Source organism: Candidatus Nitrosocosmicus sp. R, assembly GCF_054408505.1.
Window position 1 is genome coordinate 2,930,682 of the sequence record NZ_CP167090.1, and the last position, 20,180, is coordinate 2,950,861.

The following is a 20,180-nucleotide window of genomic DNA, read 5'->3' on the forward strand; positions in this document are numbered from 1 at the left end:
TTCGAAATCGGTTGTGCTAGTTTTCACTATTTATACTTTTTTGTCCTTAGTTCTAGAATACGAAGTACAAGATGTTTCTAGCACAATCATCAACGAATCTTCATTTACGTCGATAAATCCATCTATTTTGATAAATACGACAAAGGTGTCTAATTGCATACCGCAAGACATTATCGATAACAATGGTAACAATAATTCAACCGCATTATCCAAGACCGAAACCAACAAGACAAATGAAGCAAATATCAATAATGAGACTACAGGTATTTGTAAAATTCTTAGAGTATCAGATTCGATCTCCTGCACTGAATATAATGGTAATCAATCTGAAATACCCTGTGAATCAAACGATTCTGATGAAGATAGTCTTAAGATAGATAATTTTGGAGATAACGGTCATCTATTAGCCGACACAAAATTTGATCAACAATATTCATTTGAATTAAATGATCCCGTGGGTCAAGACAAAAAATTCAGAGTAACTATGGACTTTGATAAACATGCACAAAGCGAGAATAATGATATAAACTCACCTCGATTAGAGATAGTAAGAGAAGATTCAGAAGGAGTACCAGATATGTCTGCCGCAAAGAATCAGGAAATAATTTGGCACGGAAACATACATGAGTATTTTAAGGAACCTAAAGATAAATTTGAAAATGAAACATACATATCTCTTCAATTTAATACCGGACGTCACGGAAGCAATGACCCAGATGAAGAGCGTGGCTTTGGAACATTGTTTGATGTTTCCGGCAGTAGTAATCCAAACCTATTAGAATATCGGGATGATGGCAAGTATGTAAAATATGATTTTAATACTACAAAGGAATTAGCACAGGACAGTTTTATTTTCCATCAATTAGATAAGAATGGTAATCCCATATTTAATAACAATCTGACAAACAAAGAAAATGTAGAACTTAAAGTAAGAACGTTGTTGACAGACAAAGATACTAGAATGATCGAAACATTTATTGATAATGGCTCGGGTAAGGAAACGCCCTATTGGACCTTAAATAATCTCTCCAAGTTAAAGGAACAAGATGATGTTGATGACCAAAACGGATTCATGGAGACTATAAATCAAGGATCTGGATATGTTATTGCACGCACTGATAACATTGATACCAGGCCCTCGTCCTTTAAGTCATTTTCTTTTGATTTGTAGTATTCTATCTATCTTAATTTTACGGGCTTTGGTTTTTCAGCTGATAAGATAAAAATCAAATAAGGTCATAAACAATAATTTTTTGCTATAGGATGTATTAATCGATCAAGTAACCGGATTGGTATAATATTCACATTAATAAAAAATACCATATTTAGTACTGATTATTCAAAATCAAACATCTCGTCAGGGGAGGCATCTTTACGATATTCACCCTTGTAAAAATAATAACCCTTATCTTGTCCATCACAAACATTGTTTTTTTCCGATTGATTTCTTTCATGAAGTTCAATCCCAATGTTGTTATTAGCAGCTATTTTTTCGATTTCACCGCAATCTAACCATATACCTTTACATTCAGGACATTTATCCAATTCCACGCATAATCCATAGGTCAAGCCATTTCAGAAAAACAATTTGGACATTTCAAAATATCAAATGAATTTCTGTTGATGATATAAATAAAATGATCCTATCAATTAAATTCTTAGAATAATTATTGTGATTTTATAATATAATATAATTTCTACAATTCATTTCTATAATACTGGAATAATTGAATTGATAATCCATATCTATTGCTACAATTAGCTTCTGTAATTATTTTCGGCCCCATATCATAATAAATGTCAATCAATAATCTTATTTACTATAGAGACAAATTTAATTAATGAGCGAATCTACGAAATTTAATTATTCGATAGTTAGAGAGAATTCAATTAATAATTTCATCAAGGATCTGCTAGAGGACAGGATTGAATTTGATTATTCAAAGGGTATTAAGGAAGATAAAAATGAAGTTTTTAATGCGGCTATGGATTTAAAGGCAAAAATAATTCCATATCTAGCTGTTGAAAAGGACTACGCCAATAAAGAATATCACAAGCTTCAAGAAAATATATTTTCTTGTTATCTGACCCTAAAAATTTTTGGAGTAATACGTCCAAAATTAAGTTAGGTTAATTACCTTTCATGTGTTTTATGAAAGAGAATAATATCATCACATGATTCAACTGACATAGACAGTTTGTTTTTATAATGAGCATCTGTACATTTTTTGTTCGACATTAAGTAATCAAAACTTATTTTCAACTCTGATTAAATATTCCTCTAAAAGACATACAGTTCAATTAATTGGTACGTAAAAACCGAAACTAACTGGATGAATTTTTTGTGTAGTAGTATAATCAATAAATAAATTTCTAATTGGTAATATTTATAGACCATATTTCCTGTATTTAACATTAAAGTATAAGATTTATTTACAGAATGTTATTATGACTAATAATTTCATTGGTGTTGAAAAAACTACAAAAAGTTTTTTAGATAAACTACAAAACAATCCCGGTCCCCCTATTTACAAATTATCGCCTAGCGATGCTCGAAATGTATTATCAGGTCTTCAATCGGTACCAGTTGCAAAGCCTGCAGCTGATGTACAGGATCTCTCCATCTCTGGCAAATCAAATGAAAAAATAGATATTCAAATTATAAGACCGTTCAATAGCGGCGATAAAACCCTTCCTGTTGTGGTCTATTTTCATGGTGGCGGATGGGTTTTAGGAGGAATAGATACTCATGACAGACTGGTAAGAGAATTGACCAACTCCATTAATGCTGCAATTGTATTTGTTAAATATAGTAGATCTCCTGAAGCTAAATATCCAAAAGCTCTAGAAGAAGCCTATGATTCAATAAAATGGATTTCAGAAAATGGTAACTCATTGAATTTAGACTCTTCTAGAATGGCTGTCGTAGGAGACAGTGTTGGCGGCAACATGGCAACCGCTGTTGTGATGCTTGCCAAGGAGCGTCAGGGACCAAAAATTCTTTATCAGGTCCTTTTCTATCCGGTTACCGAAGCAAATTTTGATACCGAGTCATATCGATCTTTTCAAGAGGGTTACTTTTTGACTAGAGAAGCCATGAAATGGTTTTGGGAAAGCTATGTTTCAGATAAAGCCGATTTGAAAAAACCCACAGTTTCTCCATTGTTATCTTCAATAGAACAGCTCAATGGTTTACCACCAGCACTTGTAATAACAAGCGAGTTTGATGTATTAAGGGATGAAGGGGAAGCTTACGCACATAAGTTGATGGAAGCTGGCGTAAACGTAACTGCATGTAGATATCAAGGCACTATTCACGATTTCGTAATGTTAAACGAAATTGCAGGTACGCCAGCAACAAGAGGTGCAATTGAACAGGCATCTGATAAGTTAAGAAAGGTATTATGGGAAAGAGAATAGACATTTTAGATACTGTTTAGTCAATTTTTTTGACCACACCATTTCTCATTATTTACTGAAGAAAGAAATACGATTGTTTTCAATAGAGTTTTGTGAATTCATAAAGTACGTATATCTATTTAAAAGACTAGATAGAACATGTTACTAACATTATTGTTATTATTTTCAATATTTTAAGTGGTCCAATGATAATTGTATCAAGGATATAATGTGATTGGATCGGATTTGATTGAAATAGTGTAATACCCGTAAAGCTGAGTAAATTGATCCATATGTTCATATTCAGAATTCCATTTGTTGATGTCTGTCTGTCTGTTTATATGTCTATGAATGTCATTTTTCAAGTTTTTCAAACAGGATTGAAATCGACTTGATGAATTTATTAAATATCAATACAGTAATTAGGTAGAAAACATATTGGATAAAGTACAAAGTTATCATGTTGAACCTCACATAAAAGAAAGTAACTACATTAGAGATATTGTTTTTGGTTTTGGTGATGGAGTTAATACTTCTTTAGGAATAGTAGCTGGCATAGGTGGTGCCTCTGTGGGTGTGGATATAGTCATTTTAGCTGCGGTAATAGGAATGTTTACGGGTGCTAAAGCCATGGCAGTACAAAATTATCTTGCTGTTAAATCCCAAATAGAGATTTTACAATCCGAAATCAAAAGAGAAGAATATGAAATTGAAAATACTCCCGAGGAGGAAAGAAAAGAGATAGAAGAAATCTACAAGTCCAAAGGGTTTGTCGGTGAAGAATTGAATATGGTTGTAAATAAGATTACATCCAATAAGGGAGTGTGGTTGAAAACGATGTTAACAGAGGAGTTGGGTCTGAATCTAGAAATCCTAGGCAATCCTATAAAAGGAGCTATTGTTATGTTCGTATCATTTTTGGTAGGAGGCATCTTACCAATACTACCATATTTCATAGTCAAAACTGGCTTAATCAACAATTTTACGGCATTCCTAATAGCCATTTCTATGAGTTTATCGTCATCTTTTATGATTGGTGCAATTAAAGGTAGATTAGCTAAAAAAAGCTGGGTAAAAGGAGGATTGGAAATGTCTCTATTAGGAACAGGAATTGCGTTACTTGGTTATGGAATTGGATCTGAAATGAATAACCTAGGAGTGGTTGACTTTGAATAACAGATATTGGTGTTAAGGCATTTGGTTTAGATATATGCAACAGATGAGAAAGAATTTAAGAAGAATATTTTTTTTTCAATTTCTTGGCTAGTTTTGGACCTATTTTTGGGATCATAGATAGTTTTGATTCTGAAATTAGTAGGAGATCGTTAGGTACGTTGATTCCAGCCCCATGAAGAGATCGCGCTCTGGCCCTGCCTATATCTTTCATCTGTACCAATGGAACAAGCTCTGCCTTTACTCCATGCTTAATTCGACTTTCGAGTGAAAAAAGAACGGGTAAAAGATCGTTTCTGTTTAACAATTTACATATTTCGAATATTGAAGAGATTAACCAATTAGACACTTCGACAATTCTATGTATATCGCCTGGCTCTACACCAATTCTCTCATTCATCCTTTTTTCTGTAGACTCATTGATCCATTCGTATAGAGTCCATAGACTTCTAGAACAATCCATTATTTCTACGTCTGAAAAAAATTCATCATAATTGTTATAAAACAAATAACTGAACTCCTCGATGTCTTGTTTTCTAAACGAAAGTTTAGGATAAAAGTCTGGGCAAGTGGTAATCATATGAAGGAAACCAAATACGTTGTTGATTTTTACAGACCTTGGTTTTATATCATCTATGGTCTTCCTAAACGCAACAGCAGTCTCAGGATTAAGATATAAATTTGAAACTAATTTTCCAAATCCGGTCACATTATACATATTGTTTTGCAATCGAATTAGATCTTCTTCTAGAAAATAATCTAAAGATGAATCTATTTTATCAAATAGGGAAGTATTGTTCCTATCTTGAAATGAATAAAATGTCTTTGAGAACAAGTCATAGATATCATCTAGACTAATTCCATTAAATGAAGCAATTACACCCAGTAGATGGATTTTGATCGCTATTAGATTCCCAAGGTTTGAATTTAGAGGTTCAGGAATCCCCAATATATAATGATCATACAAGTCTTCATAAGATGTTCTTGAATCTGAAATAATTATAGATTCTCCATAAGCATCATATTGAGGTCGTCCAGCTCTTCCACAAAGTTGTTTATATTCAAGCACACTAATAGGAACTGAAGCACCGTATACAAAATCATACCGGGTAACATTTGTTATTATGACTCTACGTGCAGGGAGGTTGACGCCCGCAGCTAGTGTGGGTGTTGCAAACAGGGATTTTATGATTCCACTTTTAAAAGCCTCTTCAACAACCCCTCTACTTGAAAGACTTAATCCTGCATGATGAAACCCTATGCCAGTAGATATCAAATTTGACAAATTTTTAGTTAAATCCGTGTCATCACCCTCCTCCAAAATTTGTTTAGAAACCTTTAAGGTATTTTTCCTTTCTTCTGGTGAGAGGGTTTTGGATACAACCTCTGAAACCTTCTTAGCTAAGGATACGGCTCGTTTTCTTGTTTCAACAAAAATAAGATTTTGTCCATTACTATTTAGAGAATCCATGACTAAATCGATAGCCATCGAAGTGGTGTCCTTCCCTGACTCAGAAACCTTAATTCTGGAATCGTCATTAGAATATATTATCCCATCAGAATATACCCCTTCTATCAATTTTGTTGGTCTCCAAGTGCTTTCTATTAATCTTGATCCTAACCATCCTGCGATTTCGGAGGCATTAGTGATTGTAGCACTTAAGCCAAGAATCTGAGATGATGAATAGTATTTTTTTATTTTGGTTAGGACCATTTCTAAAACCGGTCCCCTATCTTGATCTCCGATTAAATGAATTTCGTCTGAAATAAATAGTCCAACATTTGATAACCATGAAGCATTATGTCTAAGAATCGAGTCAATTTTTTCGTTTGTCATAATAATTATGTCAGCTGAACTTAAATCGGCGTTTGAAGTATTAAAATCGCCAGTGCTAATCTTTATTCTTATTTTTCTGGAAAATATACCAGATTTATCTATAGAAGTAAATTCCAAATATTTTTCATAAGCTAATGCTCTTAATGGTGTAAGATATACTACTTTCTTATTTTTTTCTAAGGATTTAATTGCAGCTAGGATGGCAATTAATGTTTTCCCGCTTGCGGTAGGAGTAGTAATTAAAATATTAGAATCTTCTAACAAGCCTTTTTCTATAGCCAATTGTTGTGGAGGATATAGAGAGGTAAAACCTAAAAATGAAAGATAAGAAGAAATCCTATCATCACTTAACTTCAATTGCATGTATAAATTACTATTATTAAGAAATCGTATTACATATTAAATTTCTTTCATTGATAAACAAGCTATTGTTTTTAAGGATAGGTAAGGATTTCATCGATAAAATTCTTGCATGCTCCGGGTTGTGCATTTGAAATCAATTGGCATTTGATTAACTAAAATGAATTGAAAAATGTTTATGATCACGATAATTGACATTTTTCCCCTCTGGTGGTTATTATTATGATATTACTAATAAATTAATAATAATTAATAAGTAAACTTTATATTATTAATAACCAAATTATTTTCATGCGAGAGAATTATAAGACTTGGATCTCTTTTTGCTTTATTGTTTTAACCATAACTTTATTTTCTTCAATTATTCCAAAGTCTATTGCTACCAGTAATTTATCACAAAATAACAATAATAATAATAGTATCAAAGAATCAGAGAGTCAGAGCTTAATTTCATCAAATAATACAAATCTAAAAATTTTCTCATCCTTTTATCCGATTTATGATTTTGTCAAGAAAATAGGCAAAGACAGAGTGGATGTTTCAACTATAGTACCTGCCGGTATAGAACCCCATGATTTTGAACCTACAGCCAAACAAGTAATTGAACTACAAAAAGCTGATGTGATTTTTATTAATGGAGCAGGATTTGAATCCTGGATTAATAAGATAGGAAATGCAAACGTAGTCGACTTGAGCAAGGATCTCCCAATTGAAAATATAAGATCTACTCCAGATCCCCATATTTGGCTTGATCCCAATTTGGTTAAAGCATATTCAAAAACTATATTTGAAAAATTTATATCTTTAGATCCTCAAAATACAGATTATTATACGAGCAATTTTAATGAATTTAATAGCAAACTAGAACTACTAAATTCAGATATTAATATGAACTTGACTAATTGTGATCTGAATGATTTTATCGCATTTCATGATGCTTTTGGCTATTTTGCAAAAAGATACGGGTTAACTCAGCATTCAATTAGTGGTTTATCACCTGAAGGAGACATTAATCCTCAAAAAATTACAGAGGCAATAAAATTAGCTGAGCAATTAGGTGTAAACATTATTTTTTCAGAAGATAATATTGAGCCTAGACTTTCAGACACAATAGCAAAAGAAATAGGAGGGAAGGTAATGAGATTGAGTCCGATTGAAATGATTACACAGGAAGAACAAACTTTAGATAAAGATTATTTCTCAAAAATGTACGATAATTTAGATAATTTGAAAATAGCGCTCAAATGTGAAAATTAATTATTTGAATTATATAGAATATGAAAAAAGAATTGAATAGAAATGATTGAAATTCTCCAGTATGAGTTCATGCAACGTGCCCTTATTTCTGGAATAGCAATTTCTATAAGTTGTTCGCTAATTGGACTGTTTCTTATATTAAAAAGATTTTCTTTGTTTGGGGATGCAATGTCGCATGTAGCTTTTGGAGGGATCGCATTAGGATTGTTTCTAAAGTCTAATCCTATTTGGGTATCATTAATTGTTTCGATAATTGGAGCATTAGCAATCATAAAATTGAATTCAAGCAAAAGAATCTATTCAGATTCGTCTATCTCAGTTCTATTATCTCTAGGGCTAGCGATGGGATTAGTATTAATCAGCTTATCTGGAGGATTTTCTATAGATATAACAAGTTATCTTTTTGGAAGCATATTATTAGTCAATATTGAAGAAACATTGAGTACCATACTTCTAAGCGTTATAGTTATTACATTTGTTATCTTTTATTATAAAAAATTAATATATCTTGTATTTAATGAGGAACAAGCATTAGTAAATGGCATCAATACAGTTGTATTAAATATTTTATTCATTACTTTGGCAACCATTGCAATTGTAATGTCCATTAGATTGATAGGAGTACTAATGGTTTCGTCTCTCTTAATAATTCCTAATGTTTCTTCGTTGCTACTAGGATATGGATTCAAGAAAACCATACTATTCTCAATTTGTTTTTCTTTGATATCTGTTATTTTGGGAATAATTTTAGCATATGAATGGAATATTACACCTAGTGGAATGATAGTAATAACATCCGCTGGAATATTCTTTGGAGTAAATGTATTAAAGTTATTTTCTTCAAAAATAAAAAACAAGACTGAAACAAAAATAAGATCTTGACAATTAATAGTTTTTATCAGCTATTACCCGATATTATTATGTACTTGTATAACCAGTATGTTTTTAAAGAAATGAATTTTGGTATGAAATTTACGTTTGTCTTTCTTTTTGCTTCATCACTTTTATTTTTTACTTGCTTACTTATTTTTGACGGTATCACAGTTTTTGCTCAACAAGAAAATAATACCACCACTATAAATACAAATGATCAATTCGGTATTGAAAAAATATATCCTACCAAATCCGATGGCAGGGAATGGTATGTCAACATGTCTAACCCCAAAAATGATCCAAATGTAACTTTTACTTTTAATCCTAGATTAGCCAAACAGGATGATGGATCTTGGAAAATAAGGGATGACAAAATTCGAATTAATGTAGACACATTAAATGGGACAGAAGAATGGAAAAATGTTGAAATTACGGGATATGTGAAAATAGACTCGATAATCAATCCGCGTAAAAGTGTTATAACAGACATTGACTGGGTAGCAAGAACTGATCAACATAATGAAGACTTTCCATGTCATGGCCTATCCCTTCACGGGGGCATTTATCCGGATGGTTCTGTAGCATGGAAAAAAGAAATATGGTTTACCGGAGGATATACTAAAGAAAAATCAGTCCCTAAAATAACCGACTCATTGATGAATAGATGGATTGGCTGGAAAACTGTGATCTATAATACAAATAATGATTCCGCGGTTAAAATGGAATCATATTTAGATAACTCAAATTCTAATCATTGGGTCAAAGTTTTTGAAATTACGGATAACGGAGGCTGGTATGCAAGTAGTTCGGATAAAGTATTCTACAGTGCAAATTGTGGTAGATCCAAAGATCATATGGTTTTGAATTCAGGACCTATTGTTACGTTTCGCGCAGATAACGTAGTTTTGAACTTCAAGGATTTGAGCATAAGAGAAATAGAGCCACCAAAGTAGGATAATACTGATTTATCCATTGGAAATTACTCGTAAATGGAAAAAACAAATATTATGAAATGATCATAATAAAAAACATTGCCAATCATAAGCATTTCACTGAATGAAAACATAATCCAAGAACTAGATAAATTGCAAAAGTTTTTGGGTTTTTCAGGCAGATCAGAAATCGTAAGAGCTAGTGTTAGAAACCTACTTTTAGAAGAGAAAAGGATAGATGAATTGTCAGGAGTTCTACATTCAGTTCTTCTAGTAATACATGATGAAAAATCCGATCAAGAAATCAGTGAAATTCGACATGGATTTGATAAAATAATTAATACCCATATTCACAATAAGATAGACGAAGATAGATGCCTTGAAATTTTTGTACTTTATGGTGATGCAAGAGAGATTAAAAATATTACCAAGAAATTTCAAGGGAACAGAAAAATGGATCAAGTTAGGTTAGTGGTAACATAGTAATTCAACATATTAATTTGAAAGCCATAAGTGGGATTTGAACCCACGGCCTAAGGTTTACGAAACCTTCGCTCTGCCAGGCTGAGCTACTATGGCGGCAGCGTTAGAACCAATCTGCGATCAATTTCCAAGTATTAGAAGTATGAAAAAGTTAAATAATAATGTATTTTTTTTCTATGATGTGACAAAATGCAACTTACATGAATTTTTTTTTGACTGGAATTGTAATGATTGCAAAGAAGAATATAAGAATTTGAAGGGAACTAACGAAATTGAAGAAGAGTCACATGAGGAAGTAGAACCTATCAAGGGAAAGAAAATAAAGAAGAAGAATGATTACAAAGAATTCACAGAAGAGAGAGCTAAAAAACTCTATGAAGAAATTTTTTTGCAGTATTTAAAAAAGGGTAACATAAGTGAAGCAGAATCCATTGAACGCTCAAAGAAGATAATAAGAAAACAGTGTTTAATGCGCAACATTGAGCCTTGGTCATGGGTCTAATCCAGATTCAGAATTGAATAGTTAAGTTAAACCTAAATAACAAAAAAAAGTTATTTAACTTTATTGTCATCACCGAATAATCAATCTAATATTTTACAAGGAAGTGTAAATAAAGACATCCTTCTAAAACTAAAAGGAAAGAGAACTATCAAGGGAAAGCTGAAAAGTTTTGATCAATACATGAATTTAACACTGGAAAATGCAACTGAAGTTTTAGAGGGAGATAAAGTTCAACAAATGGGAGAAATATTCATCAAAGGCGAAAACATTGTTATTATAGCAACAGATTGATTATATGAATAAACAGTGATTCTTGTTAATAATTATAATCAAGTTTTTCAAAAGATTAAGTTAAATTATTTAAAACTACCTCGATCTTTGGCACATTCAATAATTTCCGAGTCAGATAGATAGTTATCAATGCTAAATGCTCTATCAAAACATGCAGAGATTTCCTTTGAATGTTTGTTATCAGTCTTACCGTCATTGTCATTATTATTCTTAATGTTGTCGCTTAAAGCATAATTGTGAAGGCTATTTTGAGAATAACTACCTCGATCTTTGGCACATTCAATAATTTCCGAGTCAGATAGATAGTTATCAATGCTAAATGCTCTATCAAAACATGCAGAGATTTCCTTTGAATGTTTGTTTTTGCCATCTAGAGACTCACCTAATTCGCTATTAGTTGGATTAGTATAGATATTTTTGTTGATTGATTTATGGAATGACTGGAATGAATAAGGGTTGGATACTGGTTGATTCATATTTTGCTGTTGTAACCCCGAGAAAGTTGAAGGGTTGGATACTGGTTGATTCATATTTTGCTGTTGTAACCCCGAGAAAGTTGAAGGTTTGTCTTGGGGTGGAGACTTGATAAAGGTTGAAGGTTTGTCTTGGGGTGGAGACTTGATAAAGGTTGAAGGTTTGTCTTGGGGTGGAGACTTGATAAAGGTTGAAGGTTTGTCTTGGGGTGGAGACTTGAAGGTATCCATATAATTGCCATTAGCTGTATTTGATGAATCAGAAGTAAAAGTGGGAGTACTAACGTCACCGTCAGCAGTATTTTTGCTCTGAAATTCATGATAGAATGGATTATTCTTACTTAAATTGTAAGGATTGCTACTAGAGGAGGAGGATACAGAAGTAGTACTATCAGGGGCTTTGTCTGGAGATGAAGAAGATACAGAAGTAGTACTATCAGGGGCTTTGTCTGGAGATGAAGAAGATACAGAAGTAGTACTATCAGGGGCTTTGTCTGGAGATGAAGAAGATACAGAAGTAGTACTATCAGGGGCTTTGTCTGGAGATGAAGAATTTATTTTATTGAAGTTGTTAGTACAATCAGAATTTATACCAATAAGCGCACTAGTCATCATGCTCGTAATACAATCAGTAGTTTGGGCGATCAATGAATTATCAGGAACCAAACTTATTTGACCGTACGAAGGAGTAAATGTTGCATATATAGTTGAAAACGATATCAATAAAAACACCATTAGAATGGGACTGATTTTATTTGCTATGTGCACGAAAAAATAAAACAATCATACTTTATAATGAGCACTTTAGAATGCTAGTATTAACTTAACAATATATCTATTATACATAAATAAGATAGATTTTTTTTATAAATTAAAAGGATGATTTGGTATGTTTATGATGTGATCTTAGTCTGTTATAGACTTGTTTTATGTGTAAAGTGTTAGGTGATACCTCGATAGAATCAATTTTGTACTATCATTAAAAACAAAATTGTAGTTTTTTGGTTAAATTGACCCATATTATATATATAGATAATCTATAATAAAATAGTTGTTTTTGCCTAATTTTGAAGAGTTAGTAATAGGCACTGTTATCGCATCTATTATCGCTTTTCTAATAAATCTAATTTTAATGCCAAGTTTTATTAAATTTCTAAAACTCAAAGGAAAGGTTGTAAATGATAATCACAAACCAAATAAACCCAAGGTTCCTAGACCTGGGGGGCCGATATTATTATTAAGCATTGTCATTGGGGAACTAATTTTATATTTCATTACCGGGAATCTCGAGATAGTAAGTATTTTACTTACTACGACTATTGCCTTCATAATAGGAATTATTGACGATTTTAGAATAATGCCGGGATGGTTTAAACCAGGAGCATTGATTTTAGCCTCAATACCTCTAATTATTTTTCACATATATGATAACGAATTAAACGTGATTTTTGGGAGTGTGTTTATCCCCATCCTATACATCCCATTAATATTAATATCAATACCACTAGCGGGGAATACAGTAAACTCAATAGACGTATTCAACGGGGTAGCGACAGGATTCATGATTATAACGATGTTTCCAATAATAATTAGTACCTTTTTGTTTGGAAATCTGGAAATTCTTATGATCGAGATACCATTTTTAGCGGCTTTGTTAGGATTTTATATATTTCACAAATACCCCAGTAAGATATTTCCAGGAGATTCAGGTACGCTATTGATGGGAGCTATGTATGGAGCGTTAGCAATTGCGTCTAAATCAGAAATAATTGCAATCATAGCATTATTACCAGCAATAATGAACTCATTTTTGTTCTTGAGTAGTGTAAGGAAGATTGTTGAACACAGAGAATTGAAATCTAGACCAACTATACTAAATGAAGATTATACACTACAGGCTTCAAAGGATAAGAACGCGCCCATAACCCTAGTTAGATTAATTTTGTTGGATGGAAAACTTTCTGAAAGAGAAATAGTCATGAAAATTTATAAATTGGCTACCTTTTCGTCATCGCTTGCACTAATCACAATATTATTACAATTTATTATATCCAGTGGATAGAATAGGAGGAGTAGGAGGAGAAATGAATTTTTTAGATCTCAAATTCTTTATCTTTTTTATGTGGGTGCTGGTCATGACAGCATGTATTTTTATTATTTTTGTTATAGCCCCAATCAGTAAATTTCAAATAGATCAAAATGATTCGCTATCTTTTCTAAAGACTTCATTTATTCAGGCAATATTAGCAGTTATTATAGTTGGAATTTTAATAATTGTACTGAATAAATTTAAGAAAGTATATTTGTTAAAAAAACTTTCGGGTAAAAATAAAAGTTAATCTATTTCTGCAGTATAAACCTGGATTAAGTTAGAAAATCCCTTTTTCTCTACAAAATTCCAAATCTTTCCACAAATTGAACATGTTATTATATTGTCTTTAGATGAGTACTCTAAGCTATAATGGCTACAACGAATTTGATACTCATATTTGAGCGACTCTAATTCCTTAATCGTATCTATATGCCTGACAGAATTTTCTGTCAATATTATTACTTAGAATCAACATAATATAATCTATTAATCAAGAAAATTAATATAGTTTCAAAAAAAATAAGTGACCTATAGTCGAATTCATATAGATATAGTAATAATATTGAATAACAATATAATAACCATTATTATTAAGAATCTATATATATCAATCGTATAGATAAATATAATATTGAATAAATTGAATTCGGACATTAGAAAAATTCAATTTACAGGTAGATCCACATACATTTTATCATTACCCAAAAAATGGATTGAAGAAATGAATCTTAAAGCAGGTGACCATGTTTCTATCTCCCGAGGTTCAAACAATTCGCTATGTATTACTCCAGAGCAGGAGAAGAGATTACAAGACTCGACAAACGAAGTTAGCATTCAGGTATTGATTGATGAAGGTCCCAACACCCTAAAGAGAAAGATTGTTTCAATGTATTTATCGGGATATAACCTGATAAATCTAAAAGCGAAATCTGCAAGGATTCAACCCATACAAAGAGAGGCAGTTAGAGAAGTGGTAAGAAGAAGTTTGATAGGAACAGAAATTATTGCAGATTCCTCCGATATAATTACCATCCAAGTTTTGTTAACACTACCGGAACTATCAGTTAACACGGCTGTACGGAGGATGTTTCTAATAGCTTCCTCAATGCATAGAGATGCCTTAGTGGCGTTAAAGGAAAAAAATTATGATATAGCGATGGGAGTAATCAGATCGGATGATGAAGTAGATAGATTTAGTCTCTACATATTAAGAAATCTAGTCATGGGTACTAATAATGAAAGAGTATTACAGGAAATAGGGTTAAAAAATGCCTCCGATTGTCTTAGCTATCGAGTTACTGTAAAAAGTATCGAAAGAGTTGCTGACCATGCATCGAGAATTGCTTCAAAATCAATGGAAATTCAAAGTTTGATCCCTCCTTTGATAACCGAGAAATTGGAGAAATTGAGTAATTCTGCTTTGGAGGTTTTGACATCTGCAGTTGAGGCTTTCTTAAGAAGAGACTACAATTTAGCTGATAAAATTGCAGATAAATCAGATAACGTTCTTGGTATTGAAAGAGAGATAATGTTGTTCTTGGATTCATTAGAAAATAAGGATATCGACAGTCACAATATCAATGCGGGAGTAAAATTAATACTTGAAGATATACGCAGAACTGTAGAACATGCAAGTGATATTGCAGAATCAGCCATGAATCAAACTGTAGGAGAGATAATTAAAGTAGAGAAAAAGGGAGAGAATTGAAATTAGATATTGGTTTGTAGTAAAATTTGATTTATTTTAGAACAAAGGCTACAGTGCATATTGCAATTGTCATGAATACAAATGGATCTAAGCGAATTACATACAAAACACCAAACTTGTTTATCCATGGAATTAAGAAAATAACAATTATTATAAATATTATGAATAAATAATAACATTAATTAGATAATAGAGCGGAATAATATGCTATTTTAATATTAAAAATATTAAATGGCAGATTCGCCTCTAGCCTTTGTTCTTATGTCTATTGCCTCCTGCACTTCCGATATGAAAATTTTGCCACCTATTTTATTACTAAGTGTATCCAATAAATTATTGACTAGTTTATCTACCCCATCGTCCCTCACAACTATTTCAATTTTTGTTCTAGGAACAAATTCCGGAGTGTATTGCATAGTACCTCTCCCAATTGAAACAGGTTCGGCTTTAGATATTCCTTTTCCTTGAACTCGATAGTGACTCATTCCTCCGATGTTATTATCCTTTAAAACGGCACCAACAGTTTGTAGTTCTCTGTCTGGAATTATTATTTCAATCTTTTTCACTATTATTGATCAACCATCATATTTTTTATATAACATATTTAAAACATCAATGTGTTCACTGCATTGCAGTGAAATAGTATCATAAAATAATTGAAAAAGATAATATTTATAAAATCTATTAACTATATTATGGGCATATTACTATATATAAATTTTAAAAGTATATTGTAAAATAGTAAACGAATGTAGATCGAATGTTCTGATCGAAAGACATGATCGAATGGACAGCTTTTAATAAATACTTGATCTACAATGTTCTATTTGATAATAATGAAATATAGAAGTAGAACAGAAATAACTGTCTTAATACTAGAAGCAGCAAATGGTGGGGCTACAAAGACAAAAATTATGTACAAATCATTCCTTTCATACGCACAGTTAAAAGAATACTTTACAATGCTAATTGAGAATGCTTTGTTAGAATATGAAGATGGATTGTTAAATATCTATAGAACAACAGAAAAAGGCTTACGACTATTAAAGATATATAATCAGATAGAAGAAATAATACCACAAGTTCATTCAAATTAGTGACGTTCATTTATTATTACATAGACAAACTAAAACTATAGATTTTGATAAATAATAATCTTCGATTCATTGTAATTATTTTATATCTATTTAACCACTAGTACCGGAATTTTACTATGATGTAATACTCGATGAGAAACACTGCCCAGTATGGCGTGTTTGAATTTCCCTCTACCTCGACTCCCTATAGTAATATAATCAAAATTGTTTTTCTCGATATAATCAATTATTATGGACCCAACATTTTGTCCTTCCAAAAATATGGTTTCTGGTTCTAAACCATAGTTTTTTGTTCTATTAACAGCATTTTCAAGAACAATTTTGGCTTCTTTTTCTAGCTCTGCCATTATAGAGTTTACTAGTTTTTGAGATTGAATATAAACGAAAGGAGGGATTTCAAGTACATATAGGACTATCAATTTTGAGTCTAATTTGGAACTCAAGAATGAAGCATGATCTAAGGATCTCATTGAATTTTCAGAACCATCCACTGGAGCAAGTATTCTGGAATTCATTAGATAGTATGAGTGAATTCAATGATATAAATCTAATATTTGAAATATGTTCTCATAAAAAGTAAATAATATAGGAAAAATTTTGTATCTTAGATATAAAAATTAAAAGAATATATTAAAAAATGTCTTTATTAGAGGTATTTATTGTGCTTGGGATTAATTCTTCTATCTGATTATATATCTTTAATAGTCGTAAGCCTTTTTCTGTTGTTCTATACTTTTGAGTTCCATCTTCATATTCTAACAAAGCATTCTCAATTAGCATTGTAAAGTATTCTTTTAACTGTGCGTATGAAAGGAATGATTTGTACATAATTTTTGTCTTTGTAGCCCCACCATTTGCTGCTTCTAGTATTAAGACAGTTATTTCTGTTCTACTTCTATATTTCATTATTATCAAATAGAACATTGTAGATCAAGTATTTATTAAAAGCTGTCCATTCGATCATGTCTTTCGATCAGAACATTCGATCACAACAACTGACATACTAATCTATTTCATAAAAAATATGACATTTACTGATTTCGAGTTCCTTAAGTATGTATTAGAAAATCTTAATGAATTAATGTTATTAATCTATTTAGCTATTTAGTTACGAATTTGCTGAAACCAAATTTTAGTTTATTTTACTTTGGTATAAACAAATATTCAATTAAGTTGAAATCGTTGAAATCAATATGATATATTTTAACAAGTTTGTTTTTTTCGAAAACAAGGATAAGATATGGTCTCTAGGGTTTAGATTACGATAATTATTTAAATTACAATCAGGCAATGATCTCATGTCTTATGGGTCTGCTACTCCATCGGAGCCTTCAACGAAGAAACTAGTATTAATTTTTGGTATTATTGCTATAGGTGCATTTATTGTTTTGAGTATTTTTGTATTTCCTATTAAAAATTTAATCAGAGACGATGTTACTGCCGAGGTTAAAATATTAAGTAAAAATGAAGGAATTTGTGTTGTTGATACTGCTGATCATCCTAGAGGTATTAATCAATGTCCCTACGAGGCTGGAGATATAGTAATCGTAAAATACAAAGAGGGAACTTCAGACATAATAAGTCACGAATTAAAACTCTAAAAATAAATATATTATTTGGTTTTAGTTATTTGAGTTGAATTAAAGAAATTATTTTATTGTGCTTGGGATTAATTCTTCTATCTGATTATATATCTTTAATAGTCGTAAGCCTTTTTCTGTTGTTCTATACTTTTGAGTTCCATCTTCATATTCTAACAAAGCATTCTCAATTAGCATTGTAAAGTATTCTTTTAACTGTGCGTATGAAAGGAATGATTTGTACATAATTTTTGTCTTTGTAGCCCCACCATTTGCTGCTTCTAGTATTAAGACAGTTATTTCTGTTCTACTTCTATATTTCATTATTATCAAATAGAACATTGTAGATCAAGTATTTATTAAAAGCTGTCCATTCGATCATGTCTTTCGATCAGAACATTCGATCACAACAACATAGATAAGAAATTATCATCCTTTAGTGCTTTGGATACCGTATCAGAAGAAACAGCCATTTTTATTATTTGAGATCGGCCATACCTACCATGGCTAACGACGTTTGAAGTAATTAATCCAAGTTGATCCAATTCACTAATTATTTGAGTGACTCTTCTTTGGGTCAAAGAATCATGTTCAATCTGTTTACATAATGAAGTATAGATATCATAAACATCTCCAGTCATACCAGTTTGAGATTTCATGATAGATAGAACAATCAATTTTGTATGTGTAGTGGAATTTTTAATGACCTCATAATTTGTGTCTTTTTCAATCTTTTCTTGTGCTTCTCGAATATGATTTTCAGTAACCATATCAGCCCTTTCTCTTTCCGCTATTTCAGCCGCTACTCTTAATAGATCAATTGCCTTTCTAGCGTCCCCATTTTCCTTCCCGGCCACTGCTGCGCATAAATTAATCGCTGCCTGACCAATAGATCCCTCATTAAATGCAAGTTTTGATCGATCATTTAGGATTTCTTTTAATTGAATTATTGTATATGGATTGAATATTATTTCCTCCTCACTTAGACTGCTTCTAACTCTTGGGTCTAGTTTGTCTTTAAATGTAAGACTATTAGATATTCCTATCAAAGATACAAACCCGTCTCCCAACATACGTTCATTTGCTCTAGTAAAGTTATATAAAACATCATCTCCATTCCTATCAACCAAGGAATCAATCTCATCTATAATTAAAACTACATGAAGATTATTTTTTTTTAAATATTCAAGAATCCTATCAGTGGCTTCGCCCATAGACAAACCAGTAAAATGAACTTTTAATTTCCTGTCGAAGCGATTAATCCCTATATCTTCCGCAATATCATATAATACCTTGTATGATGTATTTGAAGTCTTTGCGTTAATGATAGTAACGGTAATCTCTATTCCATGCTCTATTGATTTTTTTTTTAATCTAGTAATTACATTTTTTACAACAGCAGTTTTCCCAGTTCCAGGTTTTCCAAAAACTAAGAGATTAGAAGGTCTACCATTCTTTAATACGACTGATAATACTTGAGCAATTGTTTTAGACTCTTCGTCTCTAAATGGCAATTTTTCAGGAACGTAATCGATTGTTAATGTTTTTCTATTCTTAATTAAATTAGCTCCAATAACAGCCTTATCAAATATATTATCTAAATAATCTGAATCCATCATCATTTCTTTCCGTTAATAGTATTGATAAATCAACACAGACACACCCCTATTTTTCTATTCGAATGATAAAAAGATAATGTCATGTTAATATGCTAACTGTTATTAACATTTAATTTTAAACAGGTTAATCAATTATTTTATACATAATAATTAAATAAATTAATATAATTCTACTATCAAAATCAATATTAATTGCATAAGAAATAGAGGGGCCTGTGGCTTTCAAACAAAATTAACATTAATCTTAACAGTTAAAAATAATTAGATAATAAACGTGAATTAACCCCTTTATTTCCACTGGAGGAATCTAAAGTTCATTCACAACGATAATAAACGTGAATTAACCCCTTTATTTCCACTGGAACTAGAAAAACCTTTAAGAGGATAATCAAATTAACTTTAGAAATATATACAACAATAATTATGTGCTTATTTTAGTTAACAAAAACTAATCATTTAGTTATCAATTTTTATTCCATATTGTTAAGTTAACATATGTTATCA

General features: G+C 31.4%; 22 protein-coding genes and 1 tRNA gene. 14 read left to right on the forward strand and 9 right to left on the reverse strand.

Annotation, left to right across the window (positions count from 1 at the left end; genetic code table 11):
• The first annotated feature begins 13 nt into the window (after positions 1 to 13).
• On the forward strand, positions 14 to 1,171 hold the full coding sequence (locus AAGU22_RS15175) for a hypothetical protein (RefSeq protein ID WP_458719941.1): 1,158 nt from the start codon (positions 14 to 16) through the stop codon (positions 1,169 to 1,171).
• 164 nt (positions 1,172 to 1,335) lie between these two features.
• Here the strand turns inward: AAGU22_RS15175 and AAGU22_RS15180 are convergent, their stop codons facing one another.
• Positions 1,336 to 1,551, reverse strand: coding sequence for a TFIIB-type zinc ribbon-containing protein (locus AAGU22_RS15180; protein ID WP_458719942.1), 216 nt, complete (start codon positions 1,549 to 1,551; stop codon positions 1,336 to 1,338).
• Between the two features lie 290 nt (positions 1,552 to 1,841).
• On the opposite strand from AAGU22_RS15180, the gene AAGU22_RS15185 reads away from it, so the two are divergent.
• The 3 genes from AAGU22_RS15185 to AAGU22_RS15195 all read left to right on the forward strand — a co-directional run bounded on the left by AAGU22_RS15185 (position 1,842) and on the right by AAGU22_RS15195 (position 4,575).
• Positions 1,842 to 2,129, forward strand: coding sequence for a hypothetical protein (locus AAGU22_RS15185; RefSeq protein ID WP_458719943.1), 288 nt, complete (start codon positions 1,842 to 1,844; stop codon positions 2,127 to 2,129).
• Positions 2,130 to 2,448: 319 nt separating this feature from the next.
• A complete protein-coding gene (locus tag AAGU22_RS15190; RefSeq protein WP_458719944.1) occupies positions 2,449 to 3,420 on the forward strand; it encodes an alpha/beta hydrolase in 972 nt (323 codons plus the stop codon).
• Positions 3,421 to 3,837: 417 nt separating this feature from the next.
• A complete protein-coding gene (locus tag AAGU22_RS15195) occupies positions 3,838 to 4,575 on the forward strand; it encodes a VIT1/CCC1 transporter family protein (RefSeq protein WP_458719945.1) in 738 nt (245 codons plus the stop codon).
• Between the two features lie 55 nt (positions 4,576 to 4,630).
• On the opposite strand, the gene AAGU22_RS15200 is transcribed toward AAGU22_RS15195, so the two are convergent.
• Positions 4,631 to 6,772 (reverse strand): DEAD/DEAH box helicase, encoded by a 2,142-nt coding sequence (locus AAGU22_RS15200; RefSeq protein ID WP_458719946.1) that lies wholly within the window; start codon positions 6,770 to 6,772, stop codon positions 4,631 to 4,633.
• Between the two features lie 288 nt (positions 6,773 to 7,060).
• Here AAGU22_RS15200 and AAGU22_RS15205 point away from each other — a divergent pair, with 288 nt between their 5' ends.
• From AAGU22_RS15205 to AAGU22_RS15220, 4 genes are all read left to right on the forward strand, one after another.
• A complete protein-coding gene (locus AAGU22_RS15205) occupies positions 7,061 to 8,026 on the forward strand; it encodes a metal ABC transporter substrate-binding protein (protein ID WP_458719947.1) in 966 nt (321 codons plus the stop codon).
• Positions 8,027 to 8,068: 42 nt separating this feature from the next.
• Positions 8,069 to 8,908 (forward strand): metal ABC transporter permease, encoded by an 840-nt coding sequence (locus AAGU22_RS15210; protein WP_458719948.1) that lies wholly within the window; start codon positions 8,069 to 8,071, stop codon positions 8,906 to 8,908.
• Between the two features lie 83 nt (positions 8,909 to 8,991).
• Positions 8,992 to 9,852, forward strand: a complete 861-nt coding sequence (locus AAGU22_RS15215; protein ID WP_458719949.1) for a hypothetical protein — start codon at positions 8,992 to 8,994, stop codon at positions 9,850 to 9,852.
• A 78-nt stretch (positions 9,853 to 9,930) separates the two neighbouring features.
• On the forward strand, positions 9,931 to 10,314 hold the full coding sequence (locus tag AAGU22_RS15220) for a CopG family ribbon-helix-helix protein (protein WP_458719950.1): 384 nt from the start codon (positions 9,931 to 9,933) through the stop codon (positions 10,312 to 10,314).
• A gap of 22 nt (positions 10,315 to 10,336) precedes the next feature.
• On the opposite strand, the gene AAGU22_RS15225 is transcribed toward AAGU22_RS15220, so the two are convergent.
• Positions 10,337 to 10,410, reverse strand: a tRNA-Thr gene (locus AAGU22_RS15225).
• Between AAGU22_RS15225 and AAGU22_RS15230 the strand changes: the two genes are divergently transcribed.
• Together AAGU22_RS15230 and AAGU22_RS15235 are read left to right on the forward strand one after the other, a co-directional pair.
• A complete protein-coding gene (locus AAGU22_RS15230; RefSeq protein ID WP_458719951.1) occupies positions 10,406 to 10,816 on the forward strand; it encodes a hypothetical protein in 411 nt (136 codons plus the stop codon). The genes AAGU22_RS15225 and AAGU22_RS15230 overlap by 5 nt on opposite strands.
• Positions 10,817 to 10,879: 63 nt before the next feature.
• Positions 10,880 to 11,107 carry an LSM domain-containing protein gene (locus AAGU22_RS15235; protein WP_196817408.1) on the forward strand — a complete coding sequence of 76 codons (228 nt, stop codon included), beginning with the start codon at positions 10,880 to 10,882 and terminating at the stop codon, positions 11,105 to 11,107.
• A gap of 65 nt (positions 11,108 to 11,172) precedes the next feature.
• On the opposite strand, the gene AAGU22_RS15240 is transcribed toward AAGU22_RS15235, so the two are convergent.
• Positions 11,173 to 12,303: a hypothetical protein gene (locus AAGU22_RS15240; RefSeq protein ID WP_458719952.1), complete on the reverse strand. Its 1,131-nt coding sequence runs from the start codon at positions 12,301 to 12,303 to the stop codon at positions 11,173 to 11,175.
• Positions 12,304 to 12,631: 328 nt separating this feature from the next.
• Here AAGU22_RS15240 and AAGU22_RS15245 point away from each other — a divergent pair, with 328 nt between their 5' ends.
• Together AAGU22_RS15245 and AAGU22_RS15250 are read left to right on the forward strand one after the other, a co-directional pair.
• A complete protein-coding gene (locus AAGU22_RS15245; RefSeq protein ID WP_458719953.1) occupies positions 12,632 to 13,642 on the forward strand; it encodes an MraY family glycosyltransferase in 1,011 nt (336 codons plus the stop codon).
• A gap of 661 nt (positions 13,643 to 14,303) precedes the next feature.
• Positions 14,304 to 15,380, forward strand: coding sequence for a PhoU domain-containing protein (locus AAGU22_RS15250; protein ID WP_458719954.1), 1,077 nt, complete (start codon positions 14,304 to 14,306; stop codon positions 15,378 to 15,380).
• Between the two features lie 227 nt (positions 15,381 to 15,607).
• Here AAGU22_RS15250 and AAGU22_RS15255 read toward each other — a convergent pair whose 3' ends face one another.
• A complete protein-coding gene (locus tag AAGU22_RS15255) occupies positions 15,608 to 15,946 on the reverse strand; it encodes a P-II family nitrogen regulator (protein WP_458719955.1) in 339 nt (112 codons plus the stop codon).
• A gap of 270 nt (positions 15,947 to 16,216) precedes the next feature.
• Here AAGU22_RS15255 and AAGU22_RS15260 point away from each other — a divergent pair, with 270 nt between their 5' ends.
• Positions 16,217 to 16,477, forward strand: coding sequence for a winged helix-turn-helix domain-containing protein (locus tag AAGU22_RS15260; RefSeq protein WP_458719956.1), 261 nt, complete (start codon positions 16,217 to 16,219; stop codon positions 16,475 to 16,477).
• An 86-nt stretch (positions 16,478 to 16,563) separates the two neighbouring features.
• On the opposite strand, the gene AAGU22_RS15265 is transcribed toward AAGU22_RS15260, so the two are convergent.
• Both AAGU22_RS15265 and AAGU22_RS15270 read right to left on the reverse strand, forming a co-directional pair.
• On the reverse strand, positions 16,564 to 16,992 hold the full coding sequence (locus AAGU22_RS15265; protein WP_458719957.1) for a universal stress protein: 429 nt from the start codon (positions 16,990 to 16,992) through the stop codon (positions 16,564 to 16,566).
• 115 nt (positions 16,993 to 17,107) lie between these two features.
• A complete protein-coding gene (locus AAGU22_RS15270) occupies positions 17,108 to 17,383 on the reverse strand; it encodes a winged helix-turn-helix domain-containing protein (RefSeq protein ID WP_196817415.1) in 276 nt (91 codons plus the stop codon).
• Positions 17,384 to 17,775: 392 nt separating this feature from the next.
• Here AAGU22_RS15270 and AAGU22_RS15275 point away from each other — a divergent pair, with 392 nt between their 5' ends.
• Positions 17,776 to 18,078 (forward strand): hypothetical protein, encoded by a 303-nt coding sequence (locus AAGU22_RS15275; RefSeq protein ID WP_458719958.1) that lies wholly within the window; start codon positions 17,776 to 17,778, stop codon positions 18,076 to 18,078.
• Positions 18,079 to 18,126: 48 nt separating this feature from the next.
• Here AAGU22_RS15275 and AAGU22_RS15280 read toward each other — a convergent pair whose 3' ends face one another.
• Together AAGU22_RS15280 and AAGU22_RS15285 are read right to left on the reverse strand one after the other, a co-directional pair.
• A complete protein-coding gene (locus AAGU22_RS15280; protein WP_196817417.1) occupies positions 18,127 to 18,381 on the reverse strand; it encodes a winged helix-turn-helix domain-containing protein in 255 nt (84 codons plus the stop codon).
• Positions 18,382 to 18,461: 80 nt separating this feature from the next.
• Positions 18,462 to 19,676: a Cdc6/Cdc18 family protein gene (locus AAGU22_RS15285; RefSeq protein ID WP_458719959.1), complete on the reverse strand. Its 1,215-nt coding sequence runs from the start codon at positions 19,674 to 19,676 to the stop codon at positions 18,462 to 18,464.
• Positions 19,677 to 20,180: the final 504 nt, after the last annotated feature.

Coding starts and splice junctions, on each gene's coding strand:
- AAGU22_RS15185 (WP_458719943.1), top strand. CDS start 1,842: ATGAGCGAATCTACGAAATTTAATTATTCGATAGTTAGAGAGAATTCA.
- AAGU22_RS15190 (WP_458719944.1), top strand. CDS start 2,449: ATGACTAATAATTTCATTGGTGTTGAAAAAACTACAAAAAGTTTTTTA.
- AAGU22_RS15200 (WP_458719946.1), bottom strand. CDS start 6,772: ATGCAATTGAAGTTAAGTGATGATAGGATTTCTTCTTATCTTTCATTT.
- AAGU22_RS15205 (WP_458719947.1), top strand. CDS start 7,061: ATGCGAGAGAATTATAAGACTTGGATCTCTTTTTGCTTTATTGTTTTA.
- AAGU22_RS15210 (WP_458719948.1), top strand. CDS start 8,069: ATGATTGAAATTCTCCAGTATGAGTTCATGCAACGTGCCCTTATTTCT.
- AAGU22_RS15215 (WP_458719949.1), top strand. CDS start 8,992: ATGAAATTTACGTTTGTCTTTCTTTTTGCTTCATCACTTTTATTTTTT.
- AAGU22_RS15230 (WP_458719951.1), top strand. CDS start 10,406: ATGGCGGCAGCGTTAGAACCAATCTGCGATCAATTTCCAAGTATTAGA.
- AAGU22_RS15260 (WP_458719956.1), top strand. CDS start 16,217: ATGAAATATAGAAGTAGAACAGAAATAACTGTCTTAATACTAGAAGCA.
- AAGU22_RS15265 (WP_458719957.1), bottom strand. CDS start 16,992: ATGAATTCCAGAATACTTGCTCCAGTGGATGGTTCTGAAAATTCAATG.
- AAGU22_RS15270 (WP_196817415.1), bottom strand. CDS start 17,383: ATGAAATATAGAAGTAGAACAGAAATAACTGTCTTAATACTAGAAGCA.
- AAGU22_RS15275 (WP_458719958.1), top strand. CDS start 17,776: ATGTCTTATGGGTCTGCTACTCCATCGGAGCCTTCAACGAAGAAACTA.
- AAGU22_RS15280 (WP_196817417.1), bottom strand. CDS start 18,381: ATGAAATATAGAAGTAGAACAGAAATAACTGTCTTAATACTAGAAGCA.
- AAGU22_RS15285 (WP_458719959.1), bottom strand. CDS start 19,676: ATGATGGATTCAGATTATTTAGATAATATATTTGATAAGGCTGTTATT.